At 70.7% G+C, this 20,217-nt stretch carries 18 protein-coding genes and 1 pseudogene; 5 read left to right on the forward strand and 14 right to left on the reverse strand.

Annotation, left to right across the window (positions count from 1 at the left end; genetic code table 11):
- Positions 1 to 5: 5 nt before the first annotated feature.
- The 6 genes from ACFYP5_RS05590 to ACFYP5_RS05615 form a co-directional block, all read right to left on the reverse strand.
- Positions 6 to 533, reverse strand: coding sequence for a hypothetical protein (locus ACFYP5_RS05590; protein WP_389031011.1), 528 nt, complete (start codon positions 531 to 533; stop codon positions 6 to 8).
- Entirely contained in the window at positions 530 to 1,252 is a 723-nt protein-coding gene (locus tag ACFYP5_RS05595; RefSeq protein ID WP_389031014.1) for an Imm52 family immunity protein, read from the reverse strand. Before ACFYP5_RS05595 ends, ACFYP5_RS05590 begins: the two co-directional genes overlap by 4 nt.
- Before the next feature lie 56 nt (positions 1,253 to 1,308).
- A complete protein-coding gene (locus ACFYP5_RS05600; protein WP_389031017.1) occupies positions 1,309 to 3,861 on the reverse strand; it encodes a Tox-REase-5 domain-containing protein in 2,553 nt (850 codons plus the stop codon).
- A gap of 142 nt (positions 3,862 to 4,003) precedes the next feature.
- Positions 4,004 to 4,624: a GNAT family N-acetyltransferase gene (locus tag ACFYP5_RS05605; protein ID WP_389031020.1), complete on the reverse strand. Its 621-nt coding sequence runs from the start codon at positions 4,622 to 4,624 to the stop codon at positions 4,004 to 4,006.
- Positions 4,625 to 4,694: 70 nt separating this feature from the next.
- Positions 4,695 to 5,306, reverse strand: coding sequence for a DUF1349 domain-containing protein (locus tag ACFYP5_RS05610; RefSeq protein WP_389031023.1), 612 nt, complete (start codon positions 5,304 to 5,306; stop codon positions 4,695 to 4,697).
- Positions 5,303 to 6,823: an aldehyde dehydrogenase (NADP(+)) gene (locus ACFYP5_RS05615; protein WP_389031026.1), complete on the reverse strand. Its 1,521-nt coding sequence runs from the start codon at positions 6,821 to 6,823 to the stop codon at positions 5,303 to 5,305. The genes ACFYP5_RS05610 and ACFYP5_RS05615 overlap by 4 nt, the downstream gene beginning before the upstream one ends.
- Positions 6,824 to 6,978: 155 nt before the next feature.
- Here ACFYP5_RS05615 and ACFYP5_RS05620 point away from each other — a divergent pair, with 155 nt between their 5' ends.
- The 3 genes from ACFYP5_RS05620 to ACFYP5_RS05630 all read left to right on the forward strand — a co-directional run bounded on the left by ACFYP5_RS05620 (position 6,979) and on the right by ACFYP5_RS05630 (position 9,834).
- A complete protein-coding gene (locus ACFYP5_RS05620; protein ID WP_030919961.1) occupies positions 6,979 to 7,749 on the forward strand; it encodes an IclR family transcriptional regulator in 771 nt (256 codons plus the stop codon).
- A 3-nt stretch (positions 7,750 to 7,752) separates the two neighbouring features.
- Positions 7,753 to 8,277 carry a GNAT family N-acetyltransferase gene (locus ACFYP5_RS05625; RefSeq protein WP_389031029.1) on the forward strand — a complete coding sequence of 175 codons (525 nt, stop codon included), beginning with the start codon at positions 7,753 to 7,755 and terminating at the stop codon, positions 8,275 to 8,277.
- A 105-nt stretch (positions 8,278 to 8,382) separates the two neighbouring features.
- Complete coding sequence (locus ACFYP5_RS05630; protein ID WP_389031032.1) at positions 8,383 to 9,834, forward strand: peptidoglycan D,D-transpeptidase FtsI family protein; 1,452 nt, start codon at positions 8,383 to 8,385, stop codon at positions 9,832 to 9,834.
- Between the two features lie 122 nt (positions 9,835 to 9,956).
- Here ACFYP5_RS05630 and ACFYP5_RS05635 read toward each other — a convergent pair whose 3' ends face one another.
- Positions 9,957 to 11,381 (reverse strand): NCS2 family permease, encoded by a 1,425-nt coding sequence (locus ACFYP5_RS05635; RefSeq protein WP_389031035.1) that lies wholly within the window; start codon positions 11,379 to 11,381, stop codon positions 9,957 to 9,959.
- A 232-nt stretch (positions 11,382 to 11,613) separates the two neighbouring features.
- On the opposite strand from ACFYP5_RS05635, the gene ACFYP5_RS05640 reads away from it, so the two are divergent.
- Positions 11,614 to 12,186: a SigE family RNA polymerase sigma factor gene (locus ACFYP5_RS05640; RefSeq protein ID WP_389031038.1), complete on the forward strand. Its 573-nt coding sequence runs from the start codon at positions 11,614 to 11,616 to the stop codon at positions 12,184 to 12,186.
- On the forward strand, positions 12,186 to 12,896 hold the full coding sequence (locus ACFYP5_RS05645) for a hypothetical protein (RefSeq protein WP_389031041.1): 711 nt from the start codon (positions 12,186 to 12,188) through the stop codon (positions 12,894 to 12,896). Before ACFYP5_RS05640 ends, ACFYP5_RS05645 begins: the two co-directional genes overlap by 1 nt.
- A 163-nt stretch (positions 12,897 to 13,059) precedes the next feature.
- Here the strand turns inward: ACFYP5_RS05645 and ACFYP5_RS05650 are convergent, their stop codons facing one another.
- From ACFYP5_RS05650 to ACFYP5_RS05680, 7 genes and pseudogenes are all read right to left on the reverse strand, one after another.
- Positions 13,060 to 13,407 (reverse strand): hypothetical protein, encoded by a 348-nt coding sequence (locus ACFYP5_RS05650; RefSeq protein ID WP_389031044.1) that lies wholly within the window; start codon positions 13,405 to 13,407, stop codon positions 13,060 to 13,062.
- A gap of 37 nt (positions 13,408 to 13,444) precedes the next feature.
- Positions 13,445 to 13,669: pseudogene (locus tag ACFYP5_RS05655) on the reverse strand (aminopeptidase); the annotation flags it as partial.
- Positions 13,670 to 13,704: 35 nt separating this feature from the next.
- The gene (locus tag ACFYP5_RS05660; RefSeq protein WP_389031046.1) at positions 13,705 to 15,027 is read right to left on the reverse strand and encodes a polysaccharide lyase family 1 protein; all 1,323 of its coding nucleotides are present in this window, start codon (positions 15,025 to 15,027) and stop codon (positions 13,705 to 13,707) included.
- 202 nt (positions 15,028 to 15,229) lie between these two features.
- Entirely contained in the window at positions 15,230 to 16,573 is a 1,344-nt protein-coding gene (locus ACFYP5_RS05665) for an ABC transporter substrate-binding protein (protein WP_389031049.1), read from the reverse strand.
- Positions 16,570 to 18,150, reverse strand: a complete 1,581-nt coding sequence (locus ACFYP5_RS05670) for a family 43 glycosylhydrolase (RefSeq protein WP_389031052.1) — start codon at positions 18,148 to 18,150, stop codon at positions 16,570 to 16,572. Before ACFYP5_RS05670 ends, ACFYP5_RS05665 begins: the two co-directional genes overlap by 4 nt.
- Positions 18,147 to 18,977 carry a PmoA family protein gene (locus tag ACFYP5_RS05675; protein WP_389031055.1) on the reverse strand — a complete coding sequence of 277 codons (831 nt, stop codon included), beginning with the start codon at positions 18,975 to 18,977 and terminating at the stop codon, positions 18,147 to 18,149. The genes ACFYP5_RS05670 and ACFYP5_RS05675 overlap by 4 nt, the downstream gene beginning before the upstream one ends.
- Entirely contained in the window at positions 18,974 to 20,149 is a 1,176-nt protein-coding gene (locus ACFYP5_RS05680; protein ID WP_389031058.1) for a Gfo/Idh/MocA family protein, read from the reverse strand. Before ACFYP5_RS05680 ends, ACFYP5_RS05675 begins: the two co-directional genes overlap by 4 nt.
- Positions 20,150 to 20,217: the final 68 nt, after the last annotated feature.

A 20,217-nucleotide genomic window follows, 5' to 3' on the forward strand; every position in this document is an offset into this window, starting at 1 on the left:
AGGCCCTAATCCTCCAGCTCGACGATAGGGCGGTCGCTGACGAGGGCCACGAGGATCATCGGGGCGTCGCCGTCGCACTGGTTGAGGGAGGCCGCGACCCACACGTCCGCGGCTTCGGGACCGGCGGCCACCGGCCCCCACACCGACAGGTCGCCGAGGAGGTCCTGGTCGCACAGCGCCTGGAAGAGTGGCGGCAGGGGCTCGTTCGCGATCTTCCGGAAGATCGGCACCCGCATGCCCACCTTCCGGTGGGCGCCCCACCGACGGTCCAATTCCGCCACGAGCTCGTCCAGATGCCCGCGGGCTGTTTCCTCCGCGTCGTTCCACTCGGGCGCGTACACACCGACAAGGCTTTCGCTCTCCCAGAGCGGAAGGATCCGGAAGCCCTCGCCCGAGGTTGCGGTCCACTCCCCCGTGGCGGGGTCACCCTCGTCGTCCGTCGGGCCGGCTGCGGGTACGGGCCCGGCCAGCAGCGTCTCGATGTCGGACAGCGCGCGATCGATCTCGAACGCCTCGCCCATCCGGGCCGTCACAGCGCGGCCCGCTCCATCGGGCTCGGCAGCGGCTGCAGTGCACCCGCGTCCCGCAGTTGCAGGTAGGTCCGGAGTACGTCCTTGACGTCGCCGCGCGGAGCGACGTCGAGGAGTACGCCCCCACCGCGCAGTTCCTTGCGGGCGACCGCCATGCCGTCCGGCAGCAGAGCCGCGCGCCCTGGGGAGAGATAGCCGATCCAACCGATGGAAGGCTCACCGACAGCGAAGCCGCCGTCGTCCTCCAGGGCGTCGAGCACGTCGTCATCGGTCACATCACCGAAATCCGGCTCCCACACCTCGGCAACCGCAGTGAGGAGCTCGGCGTCGGGGATCTCGGCGGTGTCCGGCGATTTGATGCCGATCACCATCGACTGGAGGAGGAACTCAGAGGTACCGCCCCCGGTCCCACTGACCTCGATCTTCCAGTCCGGCTCGCCCACGAGGACGAGTTGCAGTCCGGAGCCGATACGGGCCGACCAGCCGTCGGCTTCCCGGGCCGCGTGCAGGGCGGCGAGAATGGACTCCTCGTCCTGCAGGAGATCGGTGGCGGGCCCGCCCGAGTGGATCTGCCGCCACGTCCGCGCTTCACCCGCAGCCGAACCGGAGCCGACGACCGGAAGAAGCCCGGCAAGCTGGTCCAGGGTCAGCTTCCACCGTCGGGCCAGCACCTCGGCCGACTCCACCCGAGGCCCCCAGAAGCCCCGCACCACACGTCGCATGTTGCCTCCATCGTCTGCCGTCCCCTGGTCCGGCCCAAGCAAGCACCCCGTCCACGCTAGTCGAAAGCCCCGGGCTTCCTGGTGCTGTCCCCCGTCTTCTGCGCGGTGTAGACGACCTTGACCCGCAGACCCTTCTCCCGGAACGCCTTGCGGGCGGCCTTGGCCACATCCGGGTTGGAGAAGTGCCACTCGACGGGACGGCCGCCGGACGCGTCGATCTGGCGCTGAGCCTCGTCGACGAACTTCTGCTTGCCGGAATCGGTGAGCGTGCTCTTGTCACTCCTGGAGAGGTAGCTCTCGTAACCGTTCTTGGCCTCCAGGAACGTCTGCCGGCCGGAGTCCCAGCCGTCGTACTCCACCTGCGGCACGCCCTCGTCGGGGTGCGCGACGACGTACTCCTTGCCGCGCTTGATGCCGGTGATCTGTTCCTGGTAGCGCAGCCAGGACTCGTTCTCCCAGTTGGGCGGAGGGTTGCGGTCGCGGCTCGCCCAGTAGCCGTCGCCGAGGTCGGCGGACCCCAGCTCCGGGTCCTTGAGATCCTTGGCCCACTCCGGCGGGTTGTAGTTGCGCGGGTCGGAGGTGTCGTTGCGCTTGGGATCGGGATACGGCTTCTTTTCCGCCAGCGCCTTGGCCGCGCGATCCTTCTCCTCGGCGCGCTTCTTGTCCGTCCAGGCGGCCCGTTCCTGCTCCCGGGCCTCCTTCGCCTTGGCCTCGGCCGCCTTGTCGCAGCCGTCGTCGGCGAGGATCACACGGTCCGGGGGCCCCGCGGCGAGCACCCCGGTTCCGGACCCGGAGATACCGCCGTAGCCGCCGTAGCGCACCCGGGAGCCGAGGGCGATGCTGCATCCTGTCTTGCGCGCCGCATCCTCTGCTTCGTCCGCCGCCTCGTCGGCCTCCTTGGCCGCCTTGCGGACACCGTCGATGTCTCCGACTTCAGCGGCCTTACGGGCGCGGCGCGCGGCGTTGCCGGCGTTCTCGGCGGCTTCGGCCACCTTCGCGGCGACCTTGCCGAGCTTGCCGAGCTTGCTGGCCTTGCCGACGACCTTCGCCACGTCGTAGCCGGGGATGAAGAGGGATCCGATGTTCCAGACGACATCGGTGACGGCCCGCGTCTTCTCACCGTTGTTCCAGCGGTCCCGTACCTCGTCGCCGACGAACATGTCGTCGCCGACCTTCACGACGGTGTTGAGCGAGGCCTTGCCCCAGTCGCCGAGCGCACCGAAGTAGTCGCCCTTGTCCCACTTGCTCCCGGCGTCCTTGGAGTCCTGCATCCACGTGCTGCCCAGCTGCTTGCCGTAATCGGCCAGGCCGGACCAGGTCTCGGGCTTGAAGAGGTCGATGATGCCGGTGACATCACCCCAGACACCGTCGACGGCGAGGCCCTTGACGACCTGGGTGGTGCGATCCCACGCACAGCCGAAGAAGCCCCAGCCGCCGCAGTCCTCCTTCTTGTCCCCGTCGTTCCCGGAGTCGCCGGAGTCGTCGGAGTCCGCGTCCGAGACGGGGGTGTCGTACGTGGCCTCGGGCTCGGTGCTGGTCTCGGGGTAGGTGTCGGTGCCGGGACCGTCGGGTCCGCCGGTGCCGCCGCCGGATCCGGTGGTGGAGCCTCCGTCGGCGCCCCCGTTCGCTGTCCCGGCGGTGGAGCCGCCGGTACCGTTCGCCCCGCCCGCACCGGTACCGTTCGCACCGCCCGCGCCCGTACCGTTCGCACCGCCCGCACCGGTACCGTTCGCACCGCCCGCGCCCGTACCGTTCGCACCGCCCGCACCGGTACCGTTCGCACCGCCCGCGCCGCTGCCGTTCGCCCCGCCCGCGCCCGTACCGTTCGCACCGCCGGCGACGGCGCCGCCGTTGTCGGCGCCGCCCGAATCCGAACCCCCGGCGACCGCGCTGCCACCCGCGTCCGAACCGCCCCCGTCCGTACCGCCCGCGGTCTTACCGGCCCCGACCGTGTCGCTGCCGGTGCCCGTCACCTCGCACGACGTGCCCGTGAGCGAGCAGATCGCCGCCTGGAGGCGGTCCGTGATCTGGCCGCCGACCCCGCTCAGCACCAGCGCGCCGATGAGCGCCACGACGATCAGGACCAGGCCCAGGTACTCCAGAGCCGTCTGCCCCCGGTCCCGCCGCCAGGTGATCATGTGGGAGAGCGAGAACTCGGGCTTGTCCTCCCGGGTCCGCGCCGGCAGCCGGAACCACTCGCGGCTCTGCTTCCGGGTGAGGAGCACCAGGATCAGTACCGGCAGGAACACCTGGGTGAAGCCGTGCACCGACCCGTTCGCAATGTTGGCGAGGCCTCCGAGGATCAGCCACACCTGTACGGCGATCAGGCCGCCCCATACGCCCCTGCCGCCGGTCCAGGCGCGTCGCGAGAGCATCCAGCCCACGACTCCGGGAGCGGCCCCGTACAGCGCGAGGCCGATGACCACGCCGCCCATCGCGTCCGCGGCGAGCGCGGAGCCGAACAGCCCGAGGCCGCCCAGCACGGTCGCTCCGAACAGGACATGCAGCAGGATGCGGGCCGCTCCGAGTGCCCGTGGCAGCTCCCGTCGCCCCTCACCCGGCGCCGGAGCGTCACCTCCGTACGCGGGTATGCCACCGATCGCGGACATGCCTTGTCTCCCCCAACCAGACCTGCCACAAGCAGAGTGATGCCCGTTCAGGCTATGGGCACTGCGGGTCGGAGTCTTGGGCCCCCGGGCCCAACTCCGGTCCCAAGGGCGCGTGGTGAGGCTCCGGCGAGGACGGTGGCCGTCAGCTCACCGTCAGGCGCAGGATCAGATGGGTGCCGGCGCGCGGGTGGTCGGGGTCGGGGGTCCAGCCCCGGTCGGCGTAGAAGGACTGGGCACGGGTGTTGTGCACGAAGACTTCCAGCTGGGTGCTGTCCACTCCGGCCTGCCGCCAGGCGTCGACACAGGCGGTGTGGAGTTCGGTGCCGATTCCCGTACGCCAGTGGGACGGGGAGACATGGAGCTGCGTGAGGTGCATGACGCCGTCGCGTACGGCGAAGGCCGCGACGCCGACGAGGGTCCCGTCCCGTTCGGCACAGAGCACGGTGGCGTCCGGGCGGTCTATGGCCCGGGACCAGCCACCTCGGCTGCGGCCGACCTCGGCGGCGCCCGCGTACTCCTCTTCCGGGAGGTGGCCCCGGTAGTAGGTGGCGCGGGCTTCGGTGTGCAGCTGGACGATGGCGTCGAGATCGGCGGGCGTGGCAATTCTGATCATGAGGGGAGGGACGCGACGGGTCGGCCCGCGGTTGCGACGCCGGTCCGCCCGGCCGACCGTCCGGGAAAACGGCCTCGGTCGTACGCGACGAGCGGGAGTCGCTTCGGCGGCCGGGGTGGCCGCGGCGGCACCGGGCACGGTCGCCGCCACACGCTGTCACCCGGTCCAGCCTCGCGTCCGTGCCCGTCCGCTCGACGGACGGGCACGGACGCGAGGCGGCTCAGCTGCCGTCGCGCAGATCGTCGAGCCCGGTCGGGCGGAAGGCGATCCGGTCGAACGACGCCTCGCAGCCCTCGCCGGTCGGCGACTGGACGAGGAAGCCGATCGACGCCGCTGCCGCCCCCTCCGCGTCGCCGAGGGCGAAGACGCGGACGAAGGTCCACGTCTCGCCGTCCCCCGAGGCATGGAAGGCGAACGCGCTGCCGTTGCGGCTGAGCCGCAGCCAGCAGCTTTCGCCGTCCACGACAAAGGCGTTGGCGTCGTCGGAGCGACCCCGGGTGACGACCGTGCAGACGGTTGGGTCGGCCGGGGAGAGTTCCAGACAGAGCTTCGCCCATTCCCGTTCCCCGACGTGCAGATAGAGCACCCCGGCGTCGAAGGCCGCCGCGAAGCCGACGTTCACCCGGGCGATCAGCTGGAAGTCGCCGTCCGGTGCCACGCCGAGCAGTCGCGGTGCGTCGCTCGCCGGGTCGAGGGCGTCGCCGCCGGGCGGTACGAACCGGTCCTGCCGGACACCTGCCCGTCCGGTCAGTACACCGCCCTCGTACGACCACTGCCCCTCCGGGCCGAACGACCGCAGATCGAAGGGGACTTCGGGAAGGCTCAGCGTCATGCGCGGCGTCCGTCCACCCGGCGCGGCAGGCCCAGCGGGTTGTCCTCGCGTAGTTCCGGGGGCAGCAGGGCCTCCGGTGTCGTCTGGTAGCTGACCGGGCGCAGCCAGCGTTCGATCGCGGTGGCACCGACCGAGGTGGAGGTGGAGGTGGTGGCCGGGTAGGGGCCGCCGTGGTGCTGGGCGGGGGCGACCGCGACTCCGGTCGGCCAGCCGTTGACGAGGACCCGTCCGGCCAGCGGGGTGAGGGCCGTGAGGAGTCCGGGGGCGTCTGCGTCGGCACCCTCCTCGGCGATCTGGAGCGTGGCGGTGAGGTTGCCGGGAAGCCGGGACAGGACGGCGGTGATCTCGTCCTCGGAGGCATACCGGGCCACGACGGTGACCGGGCCGAAGCACTCCTCCAGGAGCGCGTCGTGCGGGCCCTCGGTCGCCAGCAGGTGCGCCGGTACGGTCAGGAAGCCCGCGGAGACGGTGTGGTCACCGCTCGCACCGGGGGTGACGGGGGCTTCCACGTCCGGGAGTTCGGCCCTGGCCCGGACACCTGCGACGAAGGCGTCCCGCATCCGGTGGTCGAGCATGACCGCGGCCTCGCTGTCGCTGACCGCGTCGGTCAGCGACTTCAGCAACCGGTCGCCGGTCTCGCCCGTCGGGGCCAGCACGAAGCCGGGCTTGGTGCAGAACTGGCCCGCGCCCATGGTCATCGAGCCCGCGAGCCCGGCACCGATCTGCTCACCGCGCTCGGCGGCGGCCGCCTCGGTGACGACGACGGGGTTGAGGGAGCCGAGCTCGCCGTGGAACGGGATCGGGGTGGGCCGGGCGGCCGCCGCGTCGAACAGGGCCCGCCCGCCGCGGATCGAGCCGGTGAAGCCGGCGGCGGCCACGAGCGGATGCTTGACCAGCTCGACGCCCGCCTCGAAGCCGTGCACCAGGATCAGTACGTCCTCGGGCAGGCCCACCTTGGCGGCGGCCCGGCGCAGCACGGAGGCGCACAGCTCGGAGGTGGCGGGGTGGTCGGGGTGCGCCTTGACGACGACCGGGCAGCCGGCCGCCAGGGCGCTGGCGGTGTCACCGCCGGGTACGGAGAAGGCGAGCGGGAAGTTGCTGGCCGCGTAGACGGCGACGACGCCGAGCGGGATCTTGTAGCGGCGCAGGTCGGGCCAGGGCGGGGTCCGGGTGGCGTCCGCGTGGTCGATGTGGATGTCGAGGAAGGCGCCCTCGTCGACGACGTCGGCGAAGGCCCGCAACTGGGCTGCGGTGCGGGCGAGCTCGCCGGTGAGCCGCGCCGGGCCGAGTGCGGTCTCCGCGTCGGCGGCCTCGATCACGTGCTCACCGGCCTCGGCGAGCAGATCGGCCGCGGTACGCAGGAAGGCGGCGCGTACGGTGCGGTCGGCCAGCGAGTCCCGTACGGCATGTGCCGCCCTGACGGCACGGTCGACCTCCTCCGCTGTAGCCTCCACCGCAACCTGCTCACGCGGGTTCCCGGTGCGGGGGTCGACGCTCCAGACTGGTGCTGCTGCCACCGTGTTTCCTTCCGCTCCACTGCCACACATCAGAAGTTGTTCGGTATTCTGAACAGAGTTCCTGATCGTGAATATGTAGGGACTCTATTTCCGGGCGTTCCGTGTTGGCAAGAAGTCGCAGGGTTTCGCAAGTGGGCTGGAAGGGGCGTAAGGCGATGTCGGTTGCCGAGTCAGGTGGGGCACAGGTCAAGTCCGCGGTACGGACGGTGGAGCTGCTCGAGTACTTCGCCGGGCGGCCCGGCATGCATTCGCTGGCGGCCGTGCAGGAAGCCGTCGGCTATCCCAAGTCGAGCCTCTACATGCTGCTGCGCACCCTCGTCGAGCTGGGCTGGGTGGAGACCGACGCGACGGGGACGCGGTACGGCATCGGCGTGCGGGCCCTGCTGGTCGGCACCTCGTACATCGACGGCGACGAGGTCGTCGCGGCCGCCAGGCCGACGCTGGACCGGCTCTCCGACGACACCACGGAGACCATCCACCTGGCCCGCCTCGACGGTACGAACGTGGTCTATCTCGCCACCCGGCAGTCCCAGCACTATCTGCGTCCCTTCACCCGTGTCGGCCGCCGGCTGCCCGCCCACTCCACCTCGCTCGGCAAGGCGCTGCTGGCCACCCACAGCGACGAGCAGGTCCGCAAGATGCTGCCGGAGACGCTGCCCGCGCTGACCGAGCACACCCTCACCGACCGCGAGAAGCTCATCGAGGAGCTGCACGTCATCCGCGAGCAGGGATATGCGGTCGACCGCGAGGAGAACACCCTGGGGCTGCGGTGCTTCGGCATCGCGATCCCCTACCGGACTCCGGCGCGCGACGCGATCAGCTGCTCGGTGCCGGTCGCCCGGCTCACCCCCGCGCACGAGCAGATGGTCAAGGACGCGCTCTTCGACGCGCGGGACCGGCTGACGCTGGCCACCCGGAGGCTCTGACCGATGAGCGCGGCCGAGGTGACCCTGCGCGAGGTGCGCGGCAGCGATCTGCCGCTGTTCTACGCGTACATGTGCGATCCGGAGGCCGTCCGCACGGCCGCGTTCACCAGCGAGGACCCCACCGACCGGGCCGCGTTCGACGCCCACTGGAGGCGGCTCCTGGCCGACCGGACGATCGTGATGCGGACGGTGCTCGCCGACGGCGCGGTGGTCGGTAACGCCGGGGTGTACGGGCCCGAGGGCGACCGCCAGGTCACCTACTGGATCGACCGGGGGCGCTGGGGCCGCGGACTCGCGACCGCCGCGCTGCGGGCGCTGCTGGACGCCGTACCGGAACGCCCGCTGCACGCCCGGGCGGCGACGGACAACACCGGTTCACGCCGGGTGCTGGAGAAGTGCGGCTTCACCGTCACGGGCGAGGACCGTGGCTTCGCGCACGCCCGCGGCGAGCTGACCGACGAGCTGCTCATCACGCTGGCACCCACGGCCGGCCGGACGCCGGGCGAAGGCCGCTCCACGCCCCGGTGACGGGTCCGCGCCGTGCGGCCGCGGCCGGTCGGACAGTCTGAAAAATCGGTGAGAAGCGACACGGGCGGGAACGTGCCGGACGGCCCCGCTCGTCCCTCCAGTGGGATGAACAGAACGATCAGGCGTGCTTCGGTCTTCTGCCTGCTGCTGGTCCTCGCCCTGCTGGGGCGGGCGACCTGGGTGCAGGCGTACCAGGCCCGAGCCCTCGCAGACGACGACCACAACCGGCGGAAGACCATCGCGCAGTACGCGCAGCCGCTCGGTGACATCATCGTGGCCGGATCACCGGTCACCGGATCGAAGGGGACCCAGGCCGGCGATCTCGCGTACAAGCGCACATACACGAAGGGCGAGCTCTATGCCGCCGTCACCGGGTACAGCTCGCAGGCGTACGGCGCCACCCAGCTCGAAGGGATCTACAGCCATGTGCTCGACGGCACCGACGACCGGCTGAGGAACCCCCTCGACGTGGCGACCGGCAAGCAGGCGGCGCCCGGCGATGTGCTGACGACGATCGACCCGGACGTGCAGAAGGCGGCGTACGAGGCGCTCGGAGACGACAAGGGCGCGGCCGTCGCGATCGACCCCGGGACCGGACGGATTCTGGGGATGGTCTCCACCCCCTCGTACGACCCGTCGAAGATCAGCGGGACAACGGACGGCGACAGCTGGCAGGAGCTGCTCTCCGATCCGGACAAACCGCTGGTCAACCGAGCGCTGCGGCAACCGCTGGCACCCGGTTCGACGTTCAAACTGGTGGTGGCCTCGGCGGCGCTGGAGAACGGCCTCTACAGCTCGGTCGACGAGCGCACGGACAGCCCGGACCCGTACACACTGCCCGGCACCTCCACGGTCCTGAAGAACGAGAGCGCCTCCGCCCCCTGCGAGAACGCCACCCTGCGCACGGCGCTCCAGTACTCCTGCAACAACGTCTTCGCGAAGGTCGCCGCCGATCTCGGCGAGGACAAGGTGAGGGCGATGGCGGAGAAATTCGGCTTCAACGCGGAGAAGCTGGACGTCCCGGTGCGCGCCTCGAAGAGCGTCTATCCGTCCGGCATGGACAGGTCGTCGACGGCGCTGACCGGCATCGGCCAGTTCGAGGTCACCGCCACCCCGATGCAGATGGCGATGGTCTCCGCCGCCCTCGCCAACGGTGGTGAGCTGGCGGCGCCGCACATGGTGTCCGAGGTGACTGACCCGGACGGCGACGCCCTGCAGAAGTTCGCGGACGGTGACACGAAGCGGGTCGTCTCCGCCTCGACCGCCGAGCAGCTGCGCAGCGCGATGGTCACCGTCGTCGAGCGGGGCACCGGCACCAACGCCCGGATCGACGGGGCGGAGGTCGGTGGCAAGACGGGCACCGCGCAGAACGGGGTGGGCAACAGCAACACCCCGTACGCGTGGTTCACCTCGTACGCGAAGGACAGATCCACCGGCAAGGAGGTCGCGGTCGCCGTGGTCGTCGAGGACTCGGGCTCGGCGCGCTCCGAAGTCAGCGGCAACGGACTGGCGGCTCCGATCGCGCAGAAGATGATGAAGGCGGCGCTCGAGAGGTGAGGATGCGTCCGTCCGGCTCGGGTCCGGGGCTCCGTGCCGGACGGACGACGGGCTGTGCGGGGCGGCACCGGCCGCGTTGCGCGCGTTCGGTCCCGACCGGACGGATCGCCCCGTCACAGTCGCTACTTCACGCCGAGCACCTGCTCGATCGGGTCGATCGCGAAGTACACCGCGAACAGCACCGAGGTGCCCCAGAGCAGCCAGTGCACCTCGCGCGCCTTGCCGAGGACGGTCTTGATGACGACGTACGCGAGGAAGCCCGCACCGATGCCGTTGGTGATCGAGTACGTGAAGGGCATGACGGCGATCGTGAGGAAGGCCGGGATGGCGATCTCGTAGCGCTCCCAGTCGATGTGCCGGACCTGCGCCATCAACAGGAAGCCGACGGCGATCAGGGCAGGTGCGGCGGCCTGGGCCGGGACGACCGTGGCGAGCGGGGTGAGGAAGAGGGCGACCGCGAACAGCGCGCCGGTGACCAGGGAGGCGAAGCCGGTGCGGGCGCCCTCGCCGACGCCGGCCGCGGACTCGATGTAGGAGGTGTTGGAGGAGGCGGAGGCCGCGCCGCCCGCCACGGCCGCGACGCCGTCGATGAGCAGGACCCGGCCGAGGTTCGGGACCTTGCCCTGCTCGTCGAGGAGCCCGGCCTCGTTGGAGACGCCGACGACGGTGCCCATCGTGTCGAAGAAGTCGCTGAGGATCAGGGTGAAGACCAGCAGGACGATGGTCACGACGCCGGCCTGCTGGAACGCCCCGAAGAGACTGAAGGAGCCGAGGAGGCCGAAGTCCGGGGCGGCCACGACGTCGCCGGGGACGGACGGAACCGTCAGGCCCCAGGCGGCCGGGGCGATGTCGGCGATCTCGTTGATGACGATCGCGACGGCGGTCATCACGACGATGCTGATGAGGATGGCGCCCTTCACCCTGCGGGCCAGCAGCGCGACGGTCAGCAGCACACCGAGGCAGAAGACCAGGACCGGCCAGCCGGAGAGCTGCCCGGTGGCGCCGAGCTGTACGGGGACGGAACCGGTGTCGCCGGGGATGCGGGTGGTGAAGCCGGCGTCGATGAAGCCGATGAACGCGATGAACAGCCCGATGCCGACGCTGATCGCCTGCTTGAGGGCGGGCGGGATGGCCCGCATGACGGCCTCGCGCAGCCCGGTGACGACCAGGACGCAGATCAGCAGCCCTTCGAGGACGATCAGGCCCATCGCGTCGGGCCAGCTCATCAGTGGTGCGATCTGGAAGGCGACGACGGCGTTGAGTCCGAGTCCGGCGGCGATGGCGAGCGGCAGATTGCCGCCGAGACCCATGATCGCAGTCATCACGGCGGCCACCAGGGCGGTGGCGGTGACGAGTTGGGGACCGGAGAGATGCGCACCGAACTTGTCCTCGGCCGAGCCGAGGATGATCGGGTTGAGGACCAGGATGTAGGCCATGGTGAAGAAGGTGGCGAAGCCGCCGCGTATCTCGCGTCCGAAGGTCGAGCCGCGATCGCTGATGGCGAAGTAGCGGTCGACGGCGTTGCGTTGCACGTTGCTTTCCGGCATGGGCGCTCCTGGGTGCGTGAAGGTCCCTCGGTGGGTAGCTGGATTGTTCCTTCGGACACTGGGTCTTCAGGTTTTCGCTGTGTTACGCCTTACTGGGGTCACGCACCCGAGTCGAAGCGCTTCCGAGGTGCGTTGGTACGCTCGCGCCCCGCCCGCGCCCCGCGGGCGGTACCGGGGAACGTACCCAGCGGGGCAACGCGCGTACAGGGATCGAGTGCACAGAGAGGTACCCGTGGGCACAGTCGTCGACGATGCCGCTGCCGCCGAGTTCCATGAGTTCTTCGAGGCCCATTACGCCGAACTCGCCCGGCTCGCCCATCTGCTGACCGGTGAGGCCGACGCCGCGGACGATCTGGCGGCGGATGCTCTGCTGGCGCTCTGGCACCGCTGGGACCGGGTCAGGAACGCCGACCATCCCGTCGCGTACGCGCGTGGCGTCGTCGCGAACCTCGCCCGGACCCGGATCCGCAGCGCCGTGCGCGAGCGCCGCAGGATCGCCCTGTTCTCGGCGCCGCGCGGGGGCGAGGACGGGTACACGGTCGACGACCCGGATGTGTCGACGGTCGTCGATGTCCAGGGGGCGCTGCGCAGACTGCCGTTCCGCAAGCGGGCGTGCGTGGTGCTGCGGCACGCCTTCGACCTGTCGGAGCGGGACACCTCGCTGGTGCTGGGCATATCGGTGGGCACGGTGAAGAGCCAGACCTCGCGCGCCGTGGCGGAGCTGCAGCGGCTGCTCGGTCCCGATACGCCCGCCGCGCGGGTACAGGTGGCTGTCGCGGCGCAGCGCGGTGGAGGAAGGCAGTGATGGACGACGAGCTGCGTGAGCGGCTGCGCACGGCTGCCGAGGCGCACCGCCCCGACCGGGAGCGGATGCTGGCCCGGCTCGAACGAGGAATGGCGCAGGCGCCTTCCGCCCGTACGCCGCGCGCACCGCGGGGTCCGCTGCCGTGGTTGCGGGTGGCCGGGGCGACGGCGGCGGTCTGCGGCGTGCTGACCGTCGGGGCGTACGCCGTCACTTCGGCCGGCGGCGGGCAGGCACGGGGCGGGCAGGTGGCCGCTTCCCCGGCCCCGTCCGCCTCGGCCACGACGGCGCCGGGTCGCGTGCCCGAGCTGCGTACCGAGGACGGGCCGCTGCGGGCGGACGGCGCCGTCGACCCGCACAGCAACGCCTACTGGGCGCAGAGCAATGTGACGCTCAGGACGACGCAGCCGCTCTCCTCGCTCACCGTCGAGCTGCGCATCGCTCAGACCGGCGGTGTCGACACCACCGGCTCCTGGCGCTCCCTGCCGGAACAGGACTTCACCGCCTCGGCGCAGGAGAAGGGCGGCTTCCTGGTCTACCGGTGGACGCTGAAGCCGGGGCGTACGGTGCCGGTCGGTACGCACATGTTCGCCGGCCAGTACGACCACGCGGAGGGCGACCGGGGCACGGACGGCGACTACTTCACCGCGAGCGCCGACCGCACCACCGGTCAGCAGGTGTCCGTGGGCGACAACTTCACGTCCGACCACTGACCCGAAAGATCCCGGCACCCGGCCCCCCTTCCTCCGGCTGCGACCGGAGAGGTGACGAGCCGACCGAGACGGGCAGCGGCCCGGGGTACGTACTGCCGCTGCTCCGCCCGGGACGTCAGTTACGACCGGCCCGGCTGCCCGGCCGGTCGCGACGGTCGGTCCGTCACTGGCCCGCCCACCGCTTCACGGCCGCCTCCGCATGCGCCCGGTCGGCAGGCTGCAGCTTGGAGATCAGGGCGCCGTGGTTGCTGCCGGGCGCCTCGAAGACCATCGAGTCGTGCTTGCTCGGCTTGAATCGCTCGGCGCTCCACGGGTCGTTCTGGCCGTAGACGAACATCATCCGCTCGCCACGGGTGGCGCCCCAGCGGCCGACGCCCTTGATGGTGCGGCCGTCGTGACCGAGCCGCATGTCGGCGGGCAGCACCGAGTTGGGCTGGTAGATGTCCGGGTAGTGACGGACGTCCGCCAGATGCTTGAACTTCAGCGGCCCAGCCGAGTTGAGCGGCGGCATGCCGGTAATAGGGGCCGTTGCCCTCGGCGCCGTTGCCCTGGTCGGCGTACGGGCTCAGTCCGTGCCCCAGCGACCAGGTGTACAGCTCGTCGTCCGTGGCGGTCTTCGCGTCGGGGATCGTCGGGCAGTCGGTGTACGTACCGCTCTGCCAGAAGTTCCACACCTGGTCCAGCACGGAGAACTCGTAGGCCCGGTCGGCCGATCCGAGGTACTGGAAGGTGAGGCCCTGCTCCTTGGCGGTGGCCTCGAAGCGCGGCAGCATCTGCTCCCGGCGGACCAGCACTGAGCCTCTGCCGGTCAGCAGCCCTTTCCGGCTCCGGCGCCGTGGTCGACGACGGCCGGGACGGCCCGCGGGTTGTCGATCCTGGTGCGCAGGACCGGGGTCCAGCCGGCGCCCGGGGTGAGCCGCTCCGCGGGAACTCCTGCGTTGTGGACGGCGATCAGGTCGGTCCTGCGGCCGTTGACGTAGTTGTCCTCGGCAGTGATCGGGGACTCCTTCCACTTCTTCAGGATGGTCGCCGGGTCGACCTGCGACGCGAGGGTGAAGGCGTTGTGCTCGGCGACGATCCGGGACTCCATGCCCACGCCGTAGCTGTAGCCGTAGGCGGCACCCGCCGTGGCGACGAAGTGGTTGTTGTACGAGTCGACGGCGCCGAAACGCACGCGTGGTGCGCGTTCCTTGAGATCCTTGAAGAGGTTGTGGTGCAGGGTGACACGGAGCTTTCCGCGGTCGATCGCCGCGGTCGCCGCGCTGTCGCTGTTACCGATGAGCATGGTCTTGTCGTGGTTCTTCAGGACGTTCCAGGAGATGGTGACCAGGTCGGAGCCGCGGACGATGTCGAAGAGTCCGTCGTGCTGCTGGAACAGCTCGCCGTAGTAGCGCGGCTGGTCGGCGTCGGGCCGGTCGCCGTCACCGAAGGTGTTGTGGTCGACCCAGACATGACTGGATCCGGTGACGACGAGGTTGTCGTACTCGGAGTTCCAGGCACCGGTCTCCCCGTCGGTGGGGTCCCACTGTGGGAAGCAGTCGTAGGTGTCCTCGAAGGTGATGTTGCGGACGATGACGTTCGAGACGTTGTCCACCTGGAGGCTGGCGCCGATGACGGTGGCGTCCTCACCGACACCGACGAGCGTGGTGTTGGAGGGAACCCGGACCTCGACCGCGGCCTTCTGCAGGGCGGCGGAGGCGGCGCGGGCATCCTCCAGCGGACCGGACGGGAGCACCTTGCCCCAGGTCGCCGGGTCGTAGGCGGCAAGGTACTTGTCCAGGGTGTAGCCGTCGGTCCGGTAGCCCTCGCAACCGATGGGCGTGCCTTCGACGTCGGAGTTGCCGTGGATGGTCCCGGCGATCCTGACGATCTTCGGTGCGTCGCCCGCGTCCTCGAAGGCCGCGATGAGCTCGGCCCGGTCGGTGACGGTGTAGACGTGGTCGGGGGTCGCCAGGGAGCCGCCCGTGGTGGAGCCGTCCGAGGCGGCCCAGCCGTCGCCGGCCGGGAGCACGGCGCGCTCGATGCCCCGGTGACGAGGGGCGGCCTGGGCGGGGCTGGAGACGGTGAGGGCGAGCGAGGCGCAGCCCATCACCAGGGCAATGGCGCGAGCATGACACGTGCGTACGGGCATGGCGATCCTTCGGTCGTAGGCATAGGGCGAAGGTGGCGCGTGCGGAAGAGAGCGCGTGGCAGAGGTGCCGGACGCGCGAGGAGATGCAGGAAGGCGTGCGGAGAGGAGTGCGGGAGAGAAGGACCGGCGGCGGGGCGCGACCCGGACCGCCGCCGGCCCCGGTCATCGGGGGTGTCGGCCGTGACGTGACGCTCGTCCCGTGTCAGCTCTTGCTCTGTTCCTTCCACTCCGCCTGGGCCTTGTTCAGCTCGTCGGCCATCTTGTCCAGGAAGGCCTGCGCCGTGGTCTTGCCGAGCAGCACCTTCTGGAACTCGGGCTCGTTGTCCGCCTTGCTGATGGTGTTCCAGTCGGGCAGGTAGTACGGGAGCTGGACGATGGTGGTGGAACCGTCGGTGAGGGCCTGGGCCGCGAGCTTGGTCGGCTCGGCCTCGGAGATCCAGGCGTCCTTGGAGGCCTCCGTGTTGGCCGGAATGAGGCCCGCCGTCTCGTTGAACTTCGAGTTCGCTTCGTGGGAGGCGGCGAACTCGATGAACTTCCAGGCGGCCTCCTTGTTCTTGGAGGACTTGAACAGGCCGAGGCCGTCGACCGGGTTGGAGACCTGCACCCGCTTGCCGCCGGGACCGATGGGCTGCGGAATACCGCGGAACTTGTCGGTGCTGAGCGCCTTCACGTGGTCCTGGTAGGAGCCCAGGTTGTGGTTCAGCATGCCGATGCTGCCGGAGTCCCACTGGGCGACCATCTTGATGAAGTCGTTGTTGAGGTCGGCGGACGGGGTGACCTTCTTGAAGAGGCCCGTGTACTTCTCCAGCGCAGCGACGTTCTTCGGGTCGTTGAGCGTGGTCTTGTCACCGCTCGCGTCCCAGAAGGACGTGATGCCGGACTGCCCGTACATCGCGTCCATCGCCTGCGCGATGGAGCCGGCGCCGCCGCGGATGGTGTAGCCGAACTCGTTCTTCTCGGCGGCGGTGAGCTTGTCGGCGGCCGCGTAGAACGTGTCCCAGGTGGTCGGCTCCGCCAGGTTCGCCTTCTTGAACAGATCGGTGCGGTAGTACAGGACACCGTTGTTCGCGGAGATCGGGATGTTGTACATGTGCTTGTCGGATCCGCCGGCTGCCTTGACCGACTCGACCATGCCCTCGTTCAGCTTGCCGGCGAGGGAGGACTTGGCGGCCCGGTCCTCCAGCGGCTCCAGCGCGTTCTGGGCGGCGATCCCCGCGAGCATCGCCGCGCCGACGCCGCCCACGTCCGGCAGACCGCCGCCCTGGATGGCGTTGTCGTACTTGGACTGGGCCTCGGGGGCGGCCACTCCGACGTACTGGACATCGATCGTCGGGTACTTCTTCTCGAAGTCGGCGATGATCTCCTTCCAGATGTCGGTGCGGACACCGCCGTTGTTGTCCCAGAAGACGATCTTGCCCTTGCCGCTGCCTTCGGCACCCGCCGCCCCGCTGCCGTCGTCACCGCAGGCGGTGGCGGTGAGGGCGAGCACCGTCGCGAGGGACATCGCTGCCGCGACACGTCCCCGCTGTGTCTTCGAGATGTTCATGGTCGGCTCTTCTCTCTGGGTTCTGTCGGTTCTGGTGCGGTTCGGTCGGTGATGCGGAAACCGGTGAAGCCGGCCGTCCCGGCCGGCCCCTTCCCGGCCGGTGCGGTGGCGAAGAGGCCGAGCAGTGCCCCGACCCAACGCCATGGAGTCGCGGCGAACGGCTGCCCCGAGGCCCGGAACCCGGTCCCGTCGCCGGTGTCGGCGAAGAATCGGCAGCGGGCGCCCGCGGTGACCTCGATCCGGAGCCGGGCCCGTCCGTCGGGAGCCGGGCGGCTGTGCCCGGCGTCCCGTTCGTGCTCGGCGACCGTCTCGGCGTACCGGTGCACGAGGCGGATCCCGCCGTCCTCGGCGCGTTCGAGACCGATCCAGTCGAAGGCGTCGCCGAGCACGGCCAGCCCCGCCTTGGCCCCGGTCTCGTCGCTGCCGAGGGCGACCTCGACCTCGACGGTGAACGTCTCAGCGGGCAGCCGCTGGACCAGGACGTTGGGCAGGGCCCGCAGGTCGTGCGCGTACGCGGTCCGTACGCAGCTGAGCCGCAGCCCGTCCCCGGCGTGCTCGACGGTCCAGCCGGGACGCTGGTTCGCCATCCACTGCCACTGCCTGCCGTACCGCCCGCCCGGGAACTCGTCGCCGGTCGCCGGGGCTTCGACGGGCTGCTCGGGAGCGACCGGCTTGGCGTGTACGCGGACGGGTTCGCCGTCGTCGCCGAGGACCGGCCAGCCGTCCGCTCCCCAGCGCATCGGCTGGAGGTGGACCACCCGCCCGTACGCCCCGCGCTCCTGGAAGTGCAGGAACCAGTCCTGGCCTGCCGCGGTTCGGATCCAGCCGCCCTGGTGCGGTCCGTTGACGTCGGTGCGTCCCTGGGCGAGGACGACCCGTTCCTCGTACGGTCCGAAGAACTCGCGCGACCGGAACGCCCCCTGCCAGCCGGTGGTCACCCCGCCGGCCGGTGCGAAGATCCAGAACTCGCCGTCGTGCCGGTAGAGCTTGGGGCCTTCGAGGGTGAACCAGCCGGGGATCAGATCGGCGTCGATCAGGGTCTTGCCCTCGTCGAGGAGTTCGCGTCCGTCAGGGCTCATCCGGTGGCCGGTGATCCGGTTCTTGATGCCGGAGCGCGACTTCGCCCAGGCGTGCACGAGGTAGGCCTCGCCGGTCTCCTCGTCCCACAGCGGGCAGGGGTCGATCAGTCCCTTTCCCGCCTTGACGAGATGCGGGGCGCTCCACGGGCCGCGCACCGACTCGGCGTTGATCTGCTGGATGCCGTGGTCGGGGTCGCCCCAGAAGATCCAGAACCGGCCGGCGTGGTGCCTGATGGACGGCGCCCACACCCCGCAGTCGTGGCGCGGTACGGCGAAGTCGGCGGCGGGTTCGAGCCGGTCGAGGGCATGACCGACGAGTGACCAGTTGATCAGGTCGCGGGAGTGCAGCAGCGGCAGTCCGGGGACCCGGCCGAAGCTGGACGCGGTGAGGTAGTAGTCGTCGCCGACCCGGATGACGTCGGGGTCCGACCAGTCGGCGTTCAGGACCGGGTTGCGGTAGGTGCCGTCACCGAGGTCGGCGGTCCAGGGACGGTTCACGCGGTCACCGCCCGGCGGACGTACTCGGCCGCCGTCTCCCGGTCGAGCCGGCCGTCGGCGATGACGGTGATCACACGGCGTACGACGGTGGCACCGGCCGGGACCGGCAGCCGCTCGGCGGCGGCGAGGGAGGAACCGACACCCGGGTACTGGGTGGTCCGGACGAACCACGGGTCGCGCCGGGTCTCGTCGGTCGCGCCCGCGAAGACGAGGGTCCAGCCGTCACCCGTCATGGCCAGCCAGTCGGCGGCCCGCCCGTGGACCGTTTCCTCGCCGTCGCCGATTCCGCTGAACACGGCGGGCGCGGCGGGCTCCTTCGGGGCGCGCCAGAAGAAGCCGCCGTATCCGGCGCCGGGGCGGCCGTTGGTGGCGGGGCTGCCGATGGAGAGGTCGTCGATGCCGCGGTTGGTGAGAGAGAAGGAGAAGTCCAGCGCCCAGGCGGTGCCGGAGAGTTCGGCGACGGCGACGGTGCGGTGCTCGCGCAGCAGCTCGGTGTCGTCCGCCACCCAGCTGAGTTCCTCGACGAAGCCGTCGGAGTCACAGAGTTTCCAGCCGAGGTGGCGCTGGATCCCGTGGTTGTCGAGTGCGGTGGGACCCTGGCCGCGAACGAAGGTGCGTCCGCCCCAGAAGTTGTGCCCGGCGACGTCCGGGACGGCGATCGAGGTGCCCAGGTGGTGGAGGTGGTCGGCCGGGCGCTCCTCGGTGACCGGGACGCCGGCGAGGGTGGTGACGGGGTGGAAGTAGGGACGGCCTTCGTTGGCGGGCAGGTAGGTGTAGCGGCCGACGGGGCGTCCTGCGCAGCTCAGGACTGCGGATGATGCGGTCACGATGAACTCACCTCGGTGGGGAGCGCCCAGGGGACGCCGAGTTCGGAGAAGAGCGTGAGGGTGTCGGCGCCCGCCGCGACCAGCGCGTCGATGCCGCGGACCACCCGGCGCGCCCCGGTGGAGGCCGTCGCGGGTTCGGTGTGCCAGACGTCGGAAGGCAGGGCGACGGGCTCCGGGGCGGTCCGTACGGCTTCGACGACCCGCATGAACGCACCGGTGCGCTGGGGCGGTACGAGGAGTGCGGCGCGGCCCGCGAGGTGGTCGACGAGGTTCTCCAGGAGGTCGGTCCGCCCGTGCACGGCCTCCTCGGGGCCGTGTCCGGCGCGCTGGATCAGGACCCGGTCCTGCTTGTACCAGAAGGTGATCCGGCCACGGTCGCCGTGAACGATGACGTAGGGCTCGCCGGCCTCTTCGGCGCACAGGGTGACGGCGGCGGTGACGGGCAGCCCGCGCGTGGTGGTGATGCGCACGCAGGAGGTGTCGTCGGCCTCGATGTCATGGGCGCGGAACAGCTCGGTCTCGATGGACACCACGTCGTCGGCCGTCCCGCTGCCGGCGAGTTCGAGCGCGGTGGCGACGGCGTGGGCGAGGGGGTTGGTGAGGACGCCGTCGACGACGTCGGTCGTGCCGATCCTGCGCCGCCCGGCCCAGGGCGCCCGGTGGTAGTAGGCGTCGTCGCGGACCCAGGCACCCGCGGCGCCGATGCCGTGTACGGCGCCGATGGCACCGGAGTCCACGAGCGCGCGGATGGCGGGCACGGCGTGCGAGCCGAAGGACTGGAAGCCGACCTGGCAGGCGATGCCGGCCGCCCGCACACCGGCGACCATCCGCTCGAAGTCGGCGAATGTCGCGGCGGGCGGCTTCTCCAGCAGGAGGTGGACGGAGCGCGCCGCGGCGGTCAGGGCCAGTTCGGTGTGGGTCTGGATCGGGGTGCAGATGACGGCGACGCGAGCTCCGGTGGCGTCGAGGAGGTCCCCGAAATCGGCTGACTGGTCCGGGAGTTCACCCGCGAAGGGGGCGAGCTCGGTCTCGGTCAGCGGGGTCAGCTCGCAGATGCCGGCAAGACGGACGAGGCCCTGGTCCTGGAGGCGGCGGATGTTGGCGAGATGCCAGCGTCCGTGGCCGCGTGCGCCGGCGAGGACGACCGGGACGGGCGTCTGGACCGTGCTCATCCGGCCCTCCGTATGCGTCCGGCGGGTGTGGGTGGTGTTGCGGTCATCGTGGAGTCCTCCTCGACCGG

Origin of the sequence: Streptomyces sp. NPDC005262 (assembly GCF_042872425.1) — a bacterium.
Taxonomy (GTDB): Bacteria; Actinomycetota; Actinomycetes; order Streptomycetales; family Streptomycetaceae; genus Streptomyces.